Below are 15,470 nucleotides of genomic sequence, written 5' to 3'. Positions count from 1 at the left end.
CCCTGCCGGATCGGGACCGTGGTAAAAAAAGCACGGGCAAGGGCAGTCAGGAACGATCCTAACCGGCCCTTGCATGGCGATGAGCGGTCTACGTCACACCCTGCTGTTTCAAGGTGCGTCGGCGTGGCATAAGTCGCAGCCGGGTGCCTCAGGCAGCGAGAGCAGGCAGCTCCATCTTGGCCAGCAAGGCACGCCGCGAGACGCCACCACCACGGCTGTCCCCCAGGGCACCCAACAGTTCCTTCATGTCGAGGATCAGCACGATCTGCCCGTTGGACAAGGTGGTCACACCGGCAACGCCCTTCGGCCGGAAGTCATCCAGGGACTTGATCACCGCGTCTTCCCGGCCAGCGAAACTGTCGATGGCCAGGATGAAGCTCTGCTCCGCACTCTGCATGAGTACGCCGTACTCGGGCGTCTGGACAGGCTCCCAGCCCAGCAGGGACGAGAGGGGCATGATGGGCAGCACTTCACCGCGCACCACCATGGTTGCTCGCCCACCGACTTCCTGCACTTCGGCCGGCTCGATCGGCAGAATCTCGCGGACCATCGACAGCGGAACCGCGAAAGGCTGCTCGCCGAGGCGGACCAGCAGCACCGGCAGGATCGCCAGCGTCAGGGGCAGGCTGATGACGAAGGTGGTGCCCTTGCCGAGGCTGGAACGGATCTCGATGGAGCCGTTGAGCTTCTGGATGTTGGTGCGCACCACGTCCATGCCCACACCGCGACCAGACACGTCGGAGATCTGGCTGGCCATGGAGAAGCCAGGCAGAAAGACCAGGTTGTAGCTCTGGCGTTCGTCCATGGTGTTGGCCTCCTCATCGGTGATGAGGCCCTTCTCCACAGCCTTGGCGCGCAGGCGTTCGGCGTTCATGCCGCGGCCGTCATCGGCGACCAGGATCACGATGTGATCGCCTTCCTGGCGTGCCTCCAGACGCACGATGGACTTTTCGGGCTTGCCATTGGCGAGCCGATCCTGGGTCTCCTCGACACCATGGTCCACTGCATTGCGGATGAGGTGGATGATCGGATCGGACAGATCCTCAATCATGGTCTTGTCGATTTCAGTCTCCTCACCGGAGAGCACCAGTTCCACGTCCTTGCCCAGGTTGCGAGCCAGGTCGCGGGCGATCCGCGGGTACTTCTGGAACAGACGCCCGATGGGCTGCATGCGGGTCTTCATCACCGCGTTCTGCAGGTCGGACACCAGCAGGTCGAGCTGGCTCACAGCCAGATCGAGGGCATGCAGGGTTTCGGTATCGCTGCGCCCATTGAGGATGTCGCTGCGCAGGGCATTGAGACGATTCTTGGTGAGGCCAATCTCACCCGACAGGTTGAGCACCTGGTCGAGTCGGGCGGTATCGACCCGGATCGAGTTGTCCCGCTGCTTCTCACTGTCGCGCCGCCCGACCGGACCAGAAGCCCCCGGCTTGTCGGTGACGCGCCGGCCGACAGCAGCCTTGATGATCTGCTCGGGCGTTTTCTGGGCCAGCTCCTCGTCGGACTGATGCATGGGCACCGGTGGCGCGGCTGGGACGTCAACGGGCACGGCAGCACCAGGAGCGGCGCCGGTCACGGTCTCAAACAGCGCATTCCAGTCCAGTCCATCCTGAGAGGCTGGGGCGACAGGTGCTGGCGGCAAGGCCACCGGAGCAACACGGGCCGGCGTAGCCGCAGGTGTGGTCGCGCCTGCGGACAGGTTGCCGGCAATCGCCAGGCGCAGGCTGTCGATCAAGTGTGGGTCGGCCGCCGCCGGCTGAACTCCCTGCTCCAGATAGCCAAACATGTCACGCACCGCGCTGGTGGAGGACAGGATCACATCCATGACTTCGGGCGTGATCGCCAGCTCGCCATTGCGCAGCTTGTCGAAGAGGTTTTCGGTCAGGTGGCACAGGGTGACCAACTCGGCAGCGTTCAGAAAGCCAGCGCCCCCTTTGATGGTATGAAAACCCCGGAAGATGTCATTGAGCAGCCCCTTGTCGTTGGGCGCCCGCTCAAGATCCACCAGCTTGTTGTCCACACCCGACAGGAGATCTCCCGCCTCCACGAGGAAGTCCTGCAGAAGGTCATCCATCCCGGAAAAATCGCTCATTGCATTCGCTCCTTGCGGGCTTGCCCGCTTCCACCCGGATCAGAAACCCAAGCTCTCCAGCAGGTCATCCACCTGCTCCTGGCTGGACACCACGTCATCCCGGCCCACCGCATTGATCACAGGACCATTCATCAAGGTATCCGGTGCCTCTGCCTTGCGCTCGGCGGGCATTGCCTCTATCAGGACCTGCAACAGCTGCTGCTCCAGCCCCTGTGCCAGATCCACCACTTTTTTGATGACTTGGCCGGTGAGATCCTGAAAATCCTGCGCCATCATGATTTCCATCAGCTGGGCACTGGTCTCGCGGCTCCCCGTCACCACGTGTCCGAGGAACTCACGGGTTTCACCCGCGAGAACCCGGAACTCGTCCGGTGACAACTGCTGTGCGTACAGACGATCCCAGCGCGCCTTGAGGGCTGCCGCGTCGGTCTCGGCCCGATCCTGGATGGGCTTGGCGATGTCCGTGGCGTTCAGCACCTTGCTAGCGGCCTGCTCCGTCATCTCGGCGATGTAGGTCAGGCGCTGCCGGGCATCGGGAATGGCGTGAGCAGCCTCCTGGAGACTCCGGTCGTAGCCGAGTTCGCGAAGGGTGTCATGCAACTGGCGGGTCATCACCCCGATCCGGTTGAAGACCTTGTCGCAGCTGTGGGTCTGCTCATCGTCGCCGGCATGATCGCTCGCTGAATACTCACCGGCCACGGAATCAAAGAGGGCCTGGAGTTCATCGTCATCACCGCTCGCGGAGACGGCCGGCGAGACAACTTCAAGGTGTGGGGTTGCGGCGGGCGCCGCCGCAGCCCCTCCGGCGATACTGTCAAACAGGGACTGCAGATCGTCGCTATCGCCCGACTCATCGAATTTAAGACGTTTTGCCATGCTGGAGCTCCGTCTGATCGGCTGCCTCAGGCAGCTTTCTGGCCCATCTTTTCGAAGATCTTTTCGAGCTTCTCGGACAGGGTGGCAGCCGTGAAAGGCTTGACGATGTACCCGCTGGCCCCGGCTTGCGCCGCTGCAATGATGTTTTCCTTCTTCGCTTCGGCAGTGATCATCAAAACCGGCAGATGCTTCAGAGACGGTGTTGCCCGGATGTTCTGCAGCAGGGTCAGACCATCCATATTGGGCATGTTCCAGTCCGTGACGACAAAATCGAAAGGCAGGGAGTTGAGCTTCTGCAGAGCGATCTGGCCGTCTTCGGCCTCATCCACGTTGGTGAAGCCGAGCTCCTTGAGCAAGTTGCGGACAATGCGCCGCATGGTCGAAAAATCATCGACAACGAGAAATTTCATCTTGGGGTCCGACATGTTGTTGATCTCCGTTCAATCCCGGTATGCACGCATCAGGAGGGGGCGCAGGGTATCTGCCAGAACGTCGGCGTCAAACTTCGCGACATAGGAGTCGACGCCAACGCTCTTGCCCATGGCCCGGTTGGCCTCGGACGACAGGGATGAATGCATGACTACCGGAATACCTTCGAAGCGGCTGTCCGCTTTGATGTTGCGGGTGAGCACATAGCCATCCATCTCAGGCATTTCTGCATCCACCAGAATAAGGTTGAGTTCGTCGCGCAGGCTCACACCACGCTGCTGCGCATGATTGGCCATGCCCTCCAGACGAGTCCAGGCCTCAAGCCCATTGAGGGCATGTTTGTGGCGCACACCGAGCTTGTCTAGGGTTTCGGCAATTTTCTTGCGGGCCACCGCCGAATCATCCACAAAGAACAGGTTCACGTCATGCCCGCCCTCCAGAGGATGAATCTGCCCCACCACCGCCTCACCAAATGTGCTGGCCAGGATGGTTTCCACATCAAGGATGGAAACCAGCTTTCCATCCTGCAACTCCGTAATGGCGGTGATGAAGTGATGCCCGCCGGAGGTGACGTTGTCCGGCGCCCGAACCTTGTCCCACTCGACACGGATGATGCGGTCCACCTCGTGCACCAGAAAACCCAAGGTGCGCTTGCTGTACTCGGTCACCATCATTGAGCCGCCCAGCGGATCGCCCGATGCGGAAATGCCCATGACCTTCGCCAAGGCCAGCACCGGAATCACGTTGCCCCGCAACGAGATCAGCCCCTCCACACCGTCGGGCATGTTCGGCGCCTTGGTGATGAAGGGCGTGCGTGACACCTCGCGCACCTTGAAGACATTGATGCCGAAGATCTCCTGGGTACCCAGTGAGAACAGCAGGATCTCCATGCGGTTCGAACCTGCCAGCTTGGTGCGGGCATCGACGGCCTCAAGCAGCCCACGATCGACACGATCCATGTTCATGATGCTCCTCTGCGTTCAGACGGTCTTGGTCAGGTTTGCGCGCTGGGTGATCAGGCGGCGCAACACCTCGGCAAGACGCTGGGGTTCGAACTTGGCGACGTATTCATCGACACCGACGGAGCGACCGAGTTGCTGATTGGACATGCCGGACAAGGATGAATGCATGATCACCGGCACGCCCTCAAAGCGCGGGTCGGACTTGATCTTCTTGGTGAGGATATAGCCGTCCATCTCGGGCATTTCCACATCGGTAAGGACCAATGCCACCAGATCCTTGACCTTGCGGCCCGAGGCGGCCGCATAGGAGGCCAGCTTCTCGAGTTCATCCCAGGCCGCACGGCCATTGACCGTTCCGACGTAACGCACCCCCAGCACATCCAAGGTGCGCTCGATCTGCTTGCGGGCCACCGAGGAATCGTCCGCAAAATACACGGTGATCGGTTCTTCGGCCTCGATCGGCTCGATGCCCTTGAACAGGAATTCGTCGTCGTAGCGAGTGGTTTCGGACAGCACCTTCTCGACATCCAGGAGCATGACCAGCTTGGGTCCCGGCAGCTCGGTGACAGCCGTCACCAGGCCGCCCAGATTGGCCGTCAGCATGTCGGGCGGCACCCGCATCTGCGACCAGTCGAGGCGCAGGATGGTGTCGACGGCTTCGACCAGGAAGCCCTGGGTGTGACCGTTGTACTCGGTCACGATCATGATCTCGCGGGGGCTGTCGGAGCCCATCCCCGCATACTTCGCCAGGTCGACGACAGGGACCAGGACGCCCCGCAGGCTGACCATCCCCTCCACGGACGAAGGCATTTCCGGGGCAGCCGTAATGGGCGGCGTACGCATCACCTCGCGGACCTTGAAGACGTTGATCCCGAAGGTTTCACGTCGTCCAGTGCGCGGATCCAGGCCCAGGGTGAAGAGCAGGATTTCCAGCTTGTTGGTCCCTGCCAGTCTGGTTCGCGCGTCAATGTTCTTGAGAAGTTCGGACATACTCAATCTCCGTCTCAGCCCCCTGCCGACCCGATGGCGCAGGCTCCGATCTGGAAGCAATATCGGCGGGGGGCAAACAATCTTGAGGCTTCCGGGGCCTTATGGGGCGCGGCCTGCGCAAGAAAAAACGGCCCGCGGAAAGGCGGGCCGAACACACTCACACTGAAGCAGGGCAGACAAGGACGGATCAGGCCCTGTAGCCAATCCGGAAGCCCCCCCAATGGCGACCATTGACGTAAACAGGGGCCGAGATGTCGTGCATGATCTCACCGGTATCGCGGCGATAGGTCTGGATCAGGAAGGGCATCTCGTGCTTCCCGCACTGCTTGCCCACCGGATCGTCGAAGACCCGCTTGCTGCGGTTGCCGACGAAGTCTTTCTCGTAATCCCCGGTCAGCTGTTGGGAAAAACGCTTGTTATGGGTCGGCACATAGCCGTTCCGATCGGTCCCGATGGCGTAGACAACCTCCTGATTTCCGTCGAGCAGGCGCTCCTGCAGAATCGGGAAGATACGGTCGGTCAGACTGTCGAAACGGGTGCTGTATTTCTGCGGCCGGGTGTTGGCGATCGGCTTGTAGGCATCATCGAACAGATCCTCCTCGCTGACCTGCCCGCTTGTCACGGCCTGCTCCAGGAGCATGCCCATCTGACGCGCGCCATCGCGCACGATGTCCGGCATCTTCTTGTGCACCAGCATGGCCTGTTCACCTGCTGCACCCAGCTTGAAGACCCGGCTGATCTCCTTGAGGTTCACCGCCAGCCCGCTCAGACTGGTGGCTTCATCCAGCGTCTCCCGGGCGCCGGCAGAGTTGCGCCCCACCATATCCATGATCTGTCGCACATGGCCCACGATTTGGTCTGCCTCGCGGCTGTGGGCATTGATGGCCGCGGCAATGGCGTCCACCTTCTCCATGGTCTGACGCGCCCCATCGTTGATCTGCTGCAGCGAGCCGGCCGCCTTCTGGGCCAGCTCAGCGCCTGCATGAGCCTGGGAGCTGCCCGCATCAATGGAGGCAATAGCACTGCGAGTCTCCATCTGGATGGCCGCGATCATGGTGCCGATCTCGGTCGTTGCAGTGGAAGTCCGCTCCGCCAGTTTGCGCACTTCGTCGGCCACCACCGCAAAACCACGCCCCTGCTCTCCCGCCCGGGCAGCCTCGATGGCGGCATTGAGGGCCAGCAGATTGGTCTGATCGGCAATCTCACGGATTACCTTCACAATGCCGCTGATAGCCTCCGAACGCTCGCCAAGCGCGGAGATGACTTTTGCCGAATCCTCCACCGAGCGGGCAATCTGCTCGATCTCCCGGGAGGCACTGGTGACGACCTCCGCCCCCTTGACCGACAACTCCCTAGCGACCTGGGCGTTGCTTGCGGTCTGGCTGGCATGCTCGGCAACGGCGCTCACACCGATCGTCATCTGCTCGATGGCCACCACCATGCTCTCCGCCGCCCCCTGCTGGCTGCTCGACCCTTCCGCAACGCGCCCCGCATGCCCGGAAAGCAGGTCCGCCGCCTCGTGCACCCGCTGGGCATCAAAGATCACTTTACCGACGATGCCCTGAAAGCTGCCAATCAATGCGTTGAAGACCGACTCAACCTCACCCACCTGCCCGGAAGACACCGCCACACGGCGGGACAGGTCACCGTCCTTGTGCATGGCCTGGATGGTGTCGCGCAGCTCGGTCAGGGGGTGGATGAACAGCACCCGGGCCGATACCAGGAGAATGACGCCGACCGTCACCCCAAGGGCCGCGCAGACACCGGCAAAACCTGCAGACAGAGACAGCCCAAACGCCAGGCCCGCTCCGAGGGCACCGCCGCCGGCAACCAGACCGGCCAGAATGGAGACAATGGAAACTTGCATGATGTTCGGCGATCCCCGCTCGTCAAGAGAAGGAAAGCGAGCCTTGGAACCCGCCCCCCGGAATCGGCGGAAAATCAATCGCCGACACCTTGCCCTTGAGCCCACAGGCTGCGGGCGTCAAAGGCTTCGAGGCGATTATCGGCGCAGCCCGACCTAACTTGAGGCCGCGGAAACCGGTGCAAAAAGCACTATTTCACGACTTTATGACGTTCGCTCGGCAAGGCGGAAGAGGACGTCTACACGATTGCCAACCCCGCTGTAGCGGACCTCTTCGCACACCCGGAGCAGGAGCGGAATGCCACGGCCATGGCCCTTCAGGATGTCCTCACCGGTCGGCTCCAGGCCTGCCGAACGGATTTGCTCCTCGTGGTTGAACCCCGGGCCGGTATCAGCGCAGCTGATATGCAGCACGGGCGGTTGGCCGTCACCCTGGCGCAGCGAGAGCTCAAACTCCACAGCCCCCATTTCAAGCCGTGCAAGCCGGCGGCTCCGCTCGTCGAGAAACACATCCATCCCCTCGACGCCAGCCTTGAGGGACGAGGGCAGACGCAGGAGACCGTGATCGAGGGCGTTGTTGAAGAGCTCGGAAAGCACCAGAAAAAGACGCCCGGCAAACGGCCTTACGCCTTCGAACTGCTCAATGGCCCCGAGCACCAAGGGCACCGCGTCAAGGCGCTTGAGGTCGGCGGCGCCCAGACGCAGCACAAAGCGCCAGTCACTGGCCGTCGGTGCCGCCGGAAACTCGCCGGAGCTCACCGCAGGCACCGGCTGCGGTGTATCGGTCAGGGCGATCTGGGCGATGGAGATGTCATCCCGCGGTGGGCTGCCACCGGTCAGATCATGCACGATCTCGGTAAGCCGGGGCAGCCGCAACCCAGCGTGCAGGCCATTCAGCGTAGTACCCAGTCCGTCCACACCAAGGGCCTGTCCGGCGGCATCCTCAAGCTCGATCAGCCCATCGGAGAATAGCAGCAGGTGATCGTGGGGATTGACGACATGGGCATCCACGGTGCCGTCAAACTCGTCGTCGTCAACAACGCCCAGAGGGAAGTGATGCCGGTTGAAATGCAGGCGCACCGCGCCATCCGGCCGGACCAGCAACGGCCCGGGATTACCACCGTTCCAGACCGTAACGTAACGCTCACGGAAATTCACGGCGACAAGCGTGGCTGCAATGAAACGGTCCACCGGCAGCAAGGCCCGCACCTTGCTGTTGATTTCCCGGGCGATGGCGTCAATGCCGAAGCCACGCTCGGTCATACGGTAGAACGGTGCGGTTACGGGGAGCACATTGAGCGACGCAGCCAGACCATGCCCAGCACCATCGGCCAGCAACACATGAAGCACATTGCCCGGGGTCCGGGCGGCAGCAATCAGGTCACCGCTGAACTCCGCTGCCGACGCGATCCAGTGGGACACCGCCGGATCGCCCAGAGCCTCCCGGTTGATCAGGCGCTCCATCACGAAGCGCGCCAGGCGCTGCTCCTCTTCCTGCAGGCTGCGATAGCGTGCCAGTTCGCGGTTACGGGCCTCAGCCTGACGCTGCATGGCCTTCAACCGGAGAATCACCCCCAGTTTGGCATGCAGCATCTCGCGGGATGCGGGCTTGCACAGATAGGCATCGGCCCCAGCCTCCAGGGCGCGCATCTGCGTCGCCTCATCCAGGCTGCCGGTAAAGACCAGGCTCGGAATCCAGCTGCCCCCCGTACGGGCACGCACCGTCTTGAGTAACTCGATACCGTCCATGCCCGGAAGACCGACGTCCGTCATGAGGACGTCCGGGTAGGCCTGCGCGATATGGTCGAGGGCCTCGGCAGCCGTGCTGACGCCGGCGACACGATGCCCCAATGCCACAAGATCCCGACGAATCAGGTAGAGATCGTCGGGATTGTCATCAACTACAAGGATGAAGAGGGATTCGGCGTCGTACTCCGCCACCTTCAGACGATCGGGAAGAGCTTGCCGAAGTTGGCGATGTCGAGGACCTGCCGGACACTGCCTTTGGCATTGGCCAGACAAACCGTCTTGCCAGAGCTCTTGGCCTTGTCCCGCAGCATCAGCAACATGCCGAGAGCCGAGCTGTCCAGATAGGCCACGTTGCCAAGATCCACGGCCACCTCGGTCGTTCCCGGGCTGCCCAGGGCACGGTCGACCGCATCGCGAAACTCACGATGAGAGTTGAAATCAAATCGTCCGGAGAGCTGAATCCTGGCCTGACTCTGCTGGGTGCTGACGCTGGTATCCATTTCTGTTGCCTCTATTTTTCACTGACTCATGCGACTCTGCCGGAATCAACCGGCCGCTACCCCATAACAACCTATGCCTTGATGCCCCGCTTTTCCGTCATCCGCAGGCGATTCAACACACGCAGCCCTACCTCCCGGAGAGGAGCCACGTCATCAAGGGCTCCGATGGCCGCCGCTTCACGCGGCATGCCATAAACCACGCAGGACTCTTGGTCCTGACCGATCGTCCATGCACCGGCCTGACGCATTGCCAGCAAACCCTGGGCCCCATCCTTACCCATTCCGGTCAGGATCACCCCCACGCCGTTGGCGCCCACTTGCGTCGCCGCTGACTGGAAGAGCACATCCACCGCCGGCCGATGCCGATTGACCGGCTCCGACTGGGCAAGCTCGCATTGATAGCCACCGGCCACGCGCCGCACCGACAGATGAGAATGCCCGGGGGCGAGATAGGCGGTGCCGGGCACCACGCGCTCGCCATGCTCGGCCTCTTTTACGCGCAATCGGCAAAGACCATCCAGACGCTTTGCAAAGGACGCGGTGAACATCTCCGGCATATGCTGGACCATCAGGATCGCAGGCATGTGTTCCGGCATGGAACATAGCACTTCCTTGATCGCCTCGGTGCCTCCGGTGGAGGCACCGATCAGCACCAGACGCTCTTGCAGGGCGCGTTCCGAGACACTACCCAGCGCACTCCCAACCTGCCCGGGAGGCTCGCGCAGCAAGGGTTTCGGGCTTGGCGACGACACCACAGGAACCCTCGGCCGGGCGCCAAAGGCACCTCGAACCTTGTCACAAATTTCTACACGGCAGGCTTCGATCCCGGCAGATGAATCGAGCCGGGGCTTCGGAACAAAATCGACCGCACCCAATTCGAGCGCCTGCAAGGTGGCCTCCGAACCACGCCGGGTCAGACTTGAAATCATGACGACAGGCATTGGCCGGAGTCTCATCAGACGCGCCAGAAAATCGAGGCCATCCATCTTCGGCATCTCGATATCCAGGGTCAGCACGTCCGGATTGAGGGTCTTGATCATTTCCCGGGCCGCGATAGGATCAGGCGCAGTACCCACCACTTCCAGGTCGGGCGCTGAATTGATCACTTCGCTCAGGACACTGCGCATCAGCGCAGAATCATCAATAACGAGAACCTTGATGGCCATGCTTCATTCCAGTTGCGTACGGAGCCAGGCCCCGTCATCCAAATAGCTCAACGTCACCTTGAACATTGTCGCGTCGAAGTCGGGCTTCATATTCGCGCTCACGGGCAATAAGCGTGTCATTTTTCACGCGGACCAGCTTTTTCATCATCACCCGTCCGCTGACAGGGAAGAAATATACCTTCCTGGGATAAATGTCGAGGAGATCCTGGGCCACCACGGGTATGCGTTCAGTCTGCAGATAATCGAGCACGAACTCCACATTCTTCTCGCCGACCTGCGCCTGGGACAGGCTGGCCAGCACCCTTCCGCCCCCGAACACCTTGGCCTCAAGGCTGCTGCGTCGGGCGCCCAGTTTGAGCAAATGATTGAGCAGCACCTCCATGGCGTAGGCGCCATAGCGAGCTGAGGACGAAAGCACGCCCAACTCGCCACCGTTATCCGGCAACATGAAGTGGTTCATGCCCCCCAGCCCCTTGTCCCGATCCCGGACGCATGCCGTCACACACGACCCCAGCACCGTGACCAGCACGATATCGGAGGTGGTTACGAAATACTCTCCAGGGAGCACCTTGACCGCATCACACCCAAAAGTGCGGTCAAAGTAGCGGTTGGTGGCTAGGTGCTCCACATAACCAGCTTCAGCGAGCACGAACGACCGTCCTTTCATACACCGTCCGTCCAAGGGAACGGAACAGGTCGGCGGCATGCAGGAAGCTCTCCGAATGCCCCGCGAATAGCAGGCCATCCGGCTTGAGCAGCGGCACAAAGCGCTCCAGGATGGCGTGCTGGGTCGGCTTGTCGAAGTAGATCATCACATTGCGGCAGAACATGGCGTCGAACGGCCCCTGAACGGCCCAGCTCTTGTCCAGCAAGTTGATGCGCTTGAACTCGATCAGACGCTGCAACTCCGGACGGACCCTCGCCTGCCCCTCCTGGCTGCCCGTGCCCTTCAGGAAGAAACGCTGCATGCGCTCCCGCGACAGCCTCTCGACCCGGTCCATGCCGTACACGCCTCTCTGCGCCGTCGCCAACACATTGGTGTCGATGTCGGTCGCGACGATCTGCACCGGCGGCGTCAGGGTATTGAAGGCCTCGCAGGCGGTGATGGCCAGGCTGTAAGGCTCCTCGCCGGTGGACGCCGCGCTGCACCAGATGCGGAACGGCGTCCTCGACACGTGCTTCTTCAGCCGCTCGGCCAGGATGTCGAAATGGTGCGCCTCCCGGAAGAAGGAGGTCAGGTTGGTGGTCAGACTATTGACGAAGGTTTCCCACTCATCCGGCTCCCGCTGGGCGCGGTCCAGGTACTCGGCAAAGGTTCGGTCCCCCCGGGCCCGCAACCGCCTCGCCAGCCGGCTATAGACCATGTCCTGCTTGATGGGTGAAAGTGAGATGCCGGCATGCTTGTAGATCAACTCCCGGACACGTTCGAAGTCACGACTGGAAAACTCGAACTCCCGCTCAGGCATCGAGAGGGAAGACGAGCGCGCCGGAACGGTGGGCGCTTGTTGCGCAGAAAGCCCCGGGCGAGCACTCCCCAAGGATGTGGCGGGTGCTCGGGAGGGGCGGAGAGGCAGCTTCTCAGACATGACTCACCCCCTATCAGAACTCTTCCCATTCGTCGTCGATCTCGCTCCCGCCACCGGCTCTGCGTACCTTGGGCAGAGGCGCGGCTGTTGGGCGGGGCGTGGCCGGGCGAGCACGTTCAGGCAGACGGGCAACATTGTCGGGAACCGGGGCAGGCTGCGCAATCTGCGGACTCCCAGCCTGGAGCCTGAACATGGCCACCGAGCGCACCAAGCTGCGCGATTGATCTTCAAGGCTCTCGGCTGCTGCCGCAGCCTCTTCGACCAGCGCCGCATTCTGCTGCGTCACCTCGTCCATCTGGCCCACGGCCTGCGTCACCTGCTCAATCCCGCTGCTCTGCTCCGAGCTCGCCTCCGCTATCTCCGTCACCAGCGACGACAGCTTCTGGAAGTTCGACACCACTTCCTCCATCGTCTGACCCGCCTCATTCACCAGCTTCGCACCATCCTCCACCTTGTCCACGCTGTCGGCGATCAGCGCCTTGATCTCACGCGCCGCCTGCGCGCTGCGCTGGGCAAGGCTACGCACTTCGCTCGCCACCACCGCAAACCCGCGCCCCTGCTCGCCCGCACGCGCCGCTTCCACCGCCGCGTTGAGCGCCAGAATGTTCGTCTGGAACGCGATCGAATCGATCACACCGATGATGTCGGCGATCTTCTTCGCGCTTTCCTGGATCGAGCCCATCGTCTCGACCACACGACCCACCATCGCACCGCCCTGCTCCGCCACTTCGTTGCTCGAACCCGCGAGCTCCTTCGCCTGCCGAGCGTTGTCCGCGTTCTGACGTACCGTCGCGTTCAGCTGCTCCATCGAGCTCGCCGTCTCTTCCAGGCTACTGGCCTGCTCTTCCGTACGTGACGAAAGATCCGAGTTCCCCGCAGAGATCTCCTGCGCCGCAACGTTGATCGACTCCGACGCCTCCTTGATCTGACCCACTACCTCCCGCAGCCGCTCAACCGTCGTGTTCGTGTCGTCCTTCAACTGCCCGAACGTTCCTCCGTACTCCGCCGTGATCTTCTCCGTCAGATCGCCCCGCGCTATCGCATTCAACACTCGGGCGATGTCCTGCAGACTGCCAGCCACACCTTGCATGAGGCGATTGAGCCCCTCGGACAGATCGCGGAAGAACCCAAGCTTGCCCTCTGCCGCCAGCCTTACCGAGAAATCGCCATCTGCAGCAGAAGCCACCAGGGCCTGCACCTCCTTCTCAGCCAGCAGCTCGTCGGTACGATCGCGCCATTCGCCAACCGACCCAAGACGCTCGCCGGCAGCATTCAGAATGGGGCTGGTCACCACGTCGAAGGTCCGCCCGCCGATCACCATCTGGGTGCGGGTGGTCTGGACCAAGGCAGCCAGGCGCTTGAGGGCTGCCTCGGGGTCCGCGTAGAGCCGCCCGATACTGCTTCCCACAAAGCTGTCGGCACTGAATCCCGGCGCCTCCTTGCGGATTTCCGCCTCGATGCTCCGGATGGTCTTGAGAAGTGCCGGGTTGGCGTAAATGACCCGGCCGCAGGGATCTGCAATCCGCACATTCGTTTCGACGCAATCCAGGGCCTGACGGATACGCGCATTCTCGTCGCTGGCCCGCTTCTGCTCGGCGATATCGCTGCACAGCCGCACCTGCATCGACTCCAGCGCCTGCAAGACCCGGCCGATCTCGTCATTGCGCCCCACATCGATGGCATTGCGATAATTCCCGGCTGCGACGTTCTGGGCCGTATCCACCATGGCCTTCAGAGGCCGTGCCACGAGGGTGCGCATGAGGGTGAAGATCAGCACGGCCAACACCAGCGCAGCGCTCAACCCCATTACCAGCAGCATCAAGCCGATGCTTCGGGCTACGCCCTCAAACTCATCCACATAAGTGCCACCGGCGATCACCCAGTTCCACTCGGGGAAGGCATCGAAAGCCACCACCTTTTCCCGCGAGACGCTCTCGTTGAGCTCGGCGTTCAGCCAGGGGTAGTGAATCACTCCACTCTTGCGCTCTAGGATCTCGCGGATGAAGGTACGTCCGTTGGCATCCTTTGAGTCGATCACGCTCTGGCCTTCCTTGGCCGGATGGGCAACGAGAGTTCCGAACGACTTGCCCGGCGTGGAATCGAGCACATAAGCGTAGCCCGACTCACCAAAACGAACCTCCTTTATGGCCTTGCGCAGGGCCGCAAGCTCATCCGAGAAATTCCGCCCGACGAAGGTCGCCCCAATCACCTTTCCCGCCGCATCCTTGATCGGGGCATAGCCGGTGTACGTATCCTTGCCAAACAACAGGGCCTTCCCAACGTAGCGCTCACCGGCCAGCAAGCGCGCATAGGCGGGGTTTTCATGAGCGAGGGTAGTCCCGACGGCCCGCTCGCCGCTCTCCTTCTTCACTGAGGTGGCGACACGATAAAAATCATCACCCTTACGGGCAAACAGTGTCGCAACGGCTCCGCTGCCAGCCGTAAACCGATCAACCTCCTGGCTCCGCAGGTTCATCACCGTCCCACCATGCATGAGCACGGGCACCCCCTCAGTGCTCGCATTCACCGAGAAATTTTCGGTGAAGCCGGAGGCGAACATGTCGTTGAGCCGCTCAGTCTCGACACGCAGCCCCTGGGCTTTGGACTCAACCATCGCCCGCACCAGGCGGACCTTTTCAGAGACGACGGCCAGCCCCTGACTTTCAAGTGCATCCGTCGCACGATCCCGCATGATCAGAGAGCCTGCCCCGAGGATCACGGCAAGTGCGATGGTTGCCGCAACAGCCGCCCGGGTTGCCAAGGACAGGCCCGCCAGACGCTCCCCCAGCCTGGACAGCACACTCGGAGTGCAGACCTGACCGTTGATGATCTTCCGGCCCCCGGCCTTTCCATTGCGAAAGAGCGCATAGGCCGCTTCAGCCTCCTTGATCTGTGCCGGCTCGGCCTTGCGCCGAACCGACATGTAGCCGATCACCTGCCCGTTCTCGATAATCGGAGTCGCATGGGCCACCACCCAGTAGAAATCGCCGTTCTTGCAACGGTTCTTCACCAACCCCACCCAAGGACGCCCGGCCTTTAGGGCCCGCCACATATCCTCAAACGCCTCTACGGGCATATCCGGATGGCGCACCATGTTGTGCGGCTGGCCGATCAGTTCATCCTCACTGAAGCCACTGATGCGGACGAAATCCTGGTTGATGTAGGTGATCTGCCCCTTGAGGTCGGTCTTTGACACGATCAGATCGGCATCACCCAACTCCCACTCACGCTGGGTAACGGGCATGTTGATTTTCAT

At 61.9% G+C, this 15,470-nt stretch carries 12 protein-coding genes; all 12 read right to left on the bottom strand.

Features of this window, described 5'->3' with window-relative positions:
- Nucleotides 1–148 precede the first annotated feature (148 nt).
- Nucleotides 149–2,092, bottom strand: a complete 1,944-nt coding sequence (locus tag PHI64_RS05470; RefSeq protein WP_299879813.1) for a chemotaxis protein CheA — start codon at nt 2,090–2,092, stop codon at nt 149–151.
- A gap of 39 nt (nt 2,093–2,131) precedes the next feature.
- Entirely contained in the window at nt 2,132–2,968 is an 837-nt protein-coding gene (gene cheZ, locus PHI64_RS05465) for a protein phosphatase CheZ (protein WP_299879810.1), read from the bottom strand.
- Nucleotides 2,969–2,994: 26 nt separating this feature from the next.
- The gene (gene cheY / locus PHI64_RS05460) at nt 2,995–3,393 is read right to left on the bottom strand and encodes a chemotaxis response regulator CheY (RefSeq protein ID WP_296574159.1); all 399 of its coding nucleotides are present in this window, start codon (nt 3,391–3,393) and stop codon (nt 2,995–2,997) included.
- A gap of 15 nt (nt 3,394–3,408) precedes the next feature.
- A complete protein-coding gene (locus PHI64_RS05455) occupies nt 3,409–4,356 on the bottom strand; it encodes a chemotaxis protein (RefSeq protein ID WP_299880043.1) in 948 nt (315 codons plus the stop codon).
- Nucleotides 4,357–4,377: 21 nt separating this feature from the next.
- Nucleotides 4,378–5,349: a chemotaxis protein gene (locus PHI64_RS05450; protein ID WP_299879805.1), complete on the bottom strand. Its 972-nt coding sequence runs from the start codon at nt 5,347–5,349 to the stop codon at nt 4,378–4,380.
- Nucleotides 5,350–5,536: 187 nt separating this feature from the next.
- The gene (locus PHI64_RS05445; RefSeq protein WP_299879802.1) at nt 5,537–7,216 is read right to left on the bottom strand and encodes a methyl-accepting chemotaxis protein; all 1,680 of its coding nucleotides are present in this window, start codon (nt 7,214–7,216) and stop codon (nt 5,537–5,539) included.
- 201 nt (nt 7,217–7,417) lie between these two features.
- A complete protein-coding gene (locus PHI64_RS05440; RefSeq protein WP_299879799.1) occupies nt 7,418–9,154 on the bottom strand; it encodes a fused response regulator/phosphatase in 1,737 nt (578 codons plus the stop codon).
- Between the two features lie 2 nt (nt 9,155–9,156).
- The gene (locus PHI64_RS05435) at nt 9,157–9,462 is read right to left on the bottom strand and encodes an STAS domain-containing protein (protein WP_296408655.1); all 306 of its coding nucleotides are present in this window, start codon (nt 9,460–9,462) and stop codon (nt 9,157–9,159) included.
- A gap of 71 nt (nt 9,463–9,533) precedes the next feature.
- Nucleotides 9,534–10,628 carry a chemotaxis response regulator protein-glutamate methylesterase gene (locus tag PHI64_RS05430; protein ID WP_299879794.1) on the bottom strand — a complete coding sequence of 365 codons (1,095 nt, stop codon included), beginning with the start codon at nt 10,626–10,628 and terminating at the stop codon, nt 9,534–9,536.
- 34 nt (nt 10,629–10,662) lie between these two features.
- A complete protein-coding gene (gene cheD / locus PHI64_RS05425) occupies nt 10,663–11,277 on the bottom strand; it encodes a chemoreceptor glutamine deamidase CheD (RefSeq protein WP_299879791.1) in 615 nt (204 codons plus the stop codon).
- A complete protein-coding gene (locus PHI64_RS05420) occupies nt 11,267–12,094 on the bottom strand; it encodes a CheR family methyltransferase (protein WP_299880040.1) in 828 nt (275 codons plus the stop codon). Before PHI64_RS05420 ends, cheD begins: the two co-directional genes overlap by 11 nt.
- Before the next feature lie 133 nt (nt 12,095–12,227).
- The gene (locus PHI64_RS05415) at nt 12,228–15,470 is read right to left on the bottom strand and encodes a Cache 3/Cache 2 fusion domain-containing protein (RefSeq protein WP_299879788.1); all 3,243 of its coding nucleotides are present in this window, start codon (nt 15,468–15,470) and stop codon (nt 12,228–12,230) included.

Origin of the sequence: Zoogloea sp., assembly GCF_028689785.1 — a bacterium.
Classification (GTDB): domain Bacteria; phylum Pseudomonadota; class Gammaproteobacteria; order Burkholderiales; family Rhodocyclaceae; genus Zoogloea.
This window is presented reverse-complemented; position numbering and strand designations above follow the sequence as displayed.

Coding starts and splice junctions, on each gene's coding strand:
- cheY (WP_296574159.1), bottom strand. CDS start 3,393: ATGTCGGACCCCAAGATGAAATTTCTCGTTGTCGATGATTTTTCGACC.
- PHI64_RS05415 (WP_299879788.1), bottom strand. CDS start 15,470: ATGAAAATCAACATGCCCGTTACCCAGCGTGAGTGGGAGTTGGGTGAT.
- PHI64_RS05470 (WP_299879813.1), bottom strand. CDS start 2,092: ATGAGCGATTTTTCCGGGATGGATGACCTTCTGCAGGACTTCCTCGTG.
- PHI64_RS05450 (WP_299879805.1), bottom strand. CDS start 5,349: ATGTCCGAACTTCTCAAGAACATTGACGCGCGAACCAGACTGGCAGGG.
- PHI64_RS05455 (WP_299880043.1), bottom strand. CDS start 4,356: ATGGATCGTGTCGATCGTGGGCTGCTTGAGGCCGTCGATGCCCGCACC.
- cheZ (WP_299879810.1), bottom strand. CDS start 2,968: ATGGCAAAACGTCTTAAATTCGATGAGTCGGGCGATAGCGACGATCTG.
- PHI64_RS05430 (WP_299879794.1), bottom strand. CDS start 10,628: ATGGCCATCAAGGTTCTCGTTATTGATGATTCTGCGCTGATGCGCAGT.
- PHI64_RS05420 (WP_299880040.1), bottom strand. CDS start 12,094: ATGCCTGAGCGGGAGTTCGAGTTTTCCAGTCGTGACTTCGAACGTGTC.
- PHI64_RS05445 (WP_299879802.1), bottom strand. CDS start 7,216: ATGCAAGTTTCCATTGTCTCCATTCTGGCCGGTCTGGTTGCCGGCGGC.
- PHI64_RS05435 (WP_296408655.1), bottom strand. CDS start 9,462: ATGGATACCAGCGTCAGCACCCAGCAGAGTCAGGCCAGGATTCAGCTC.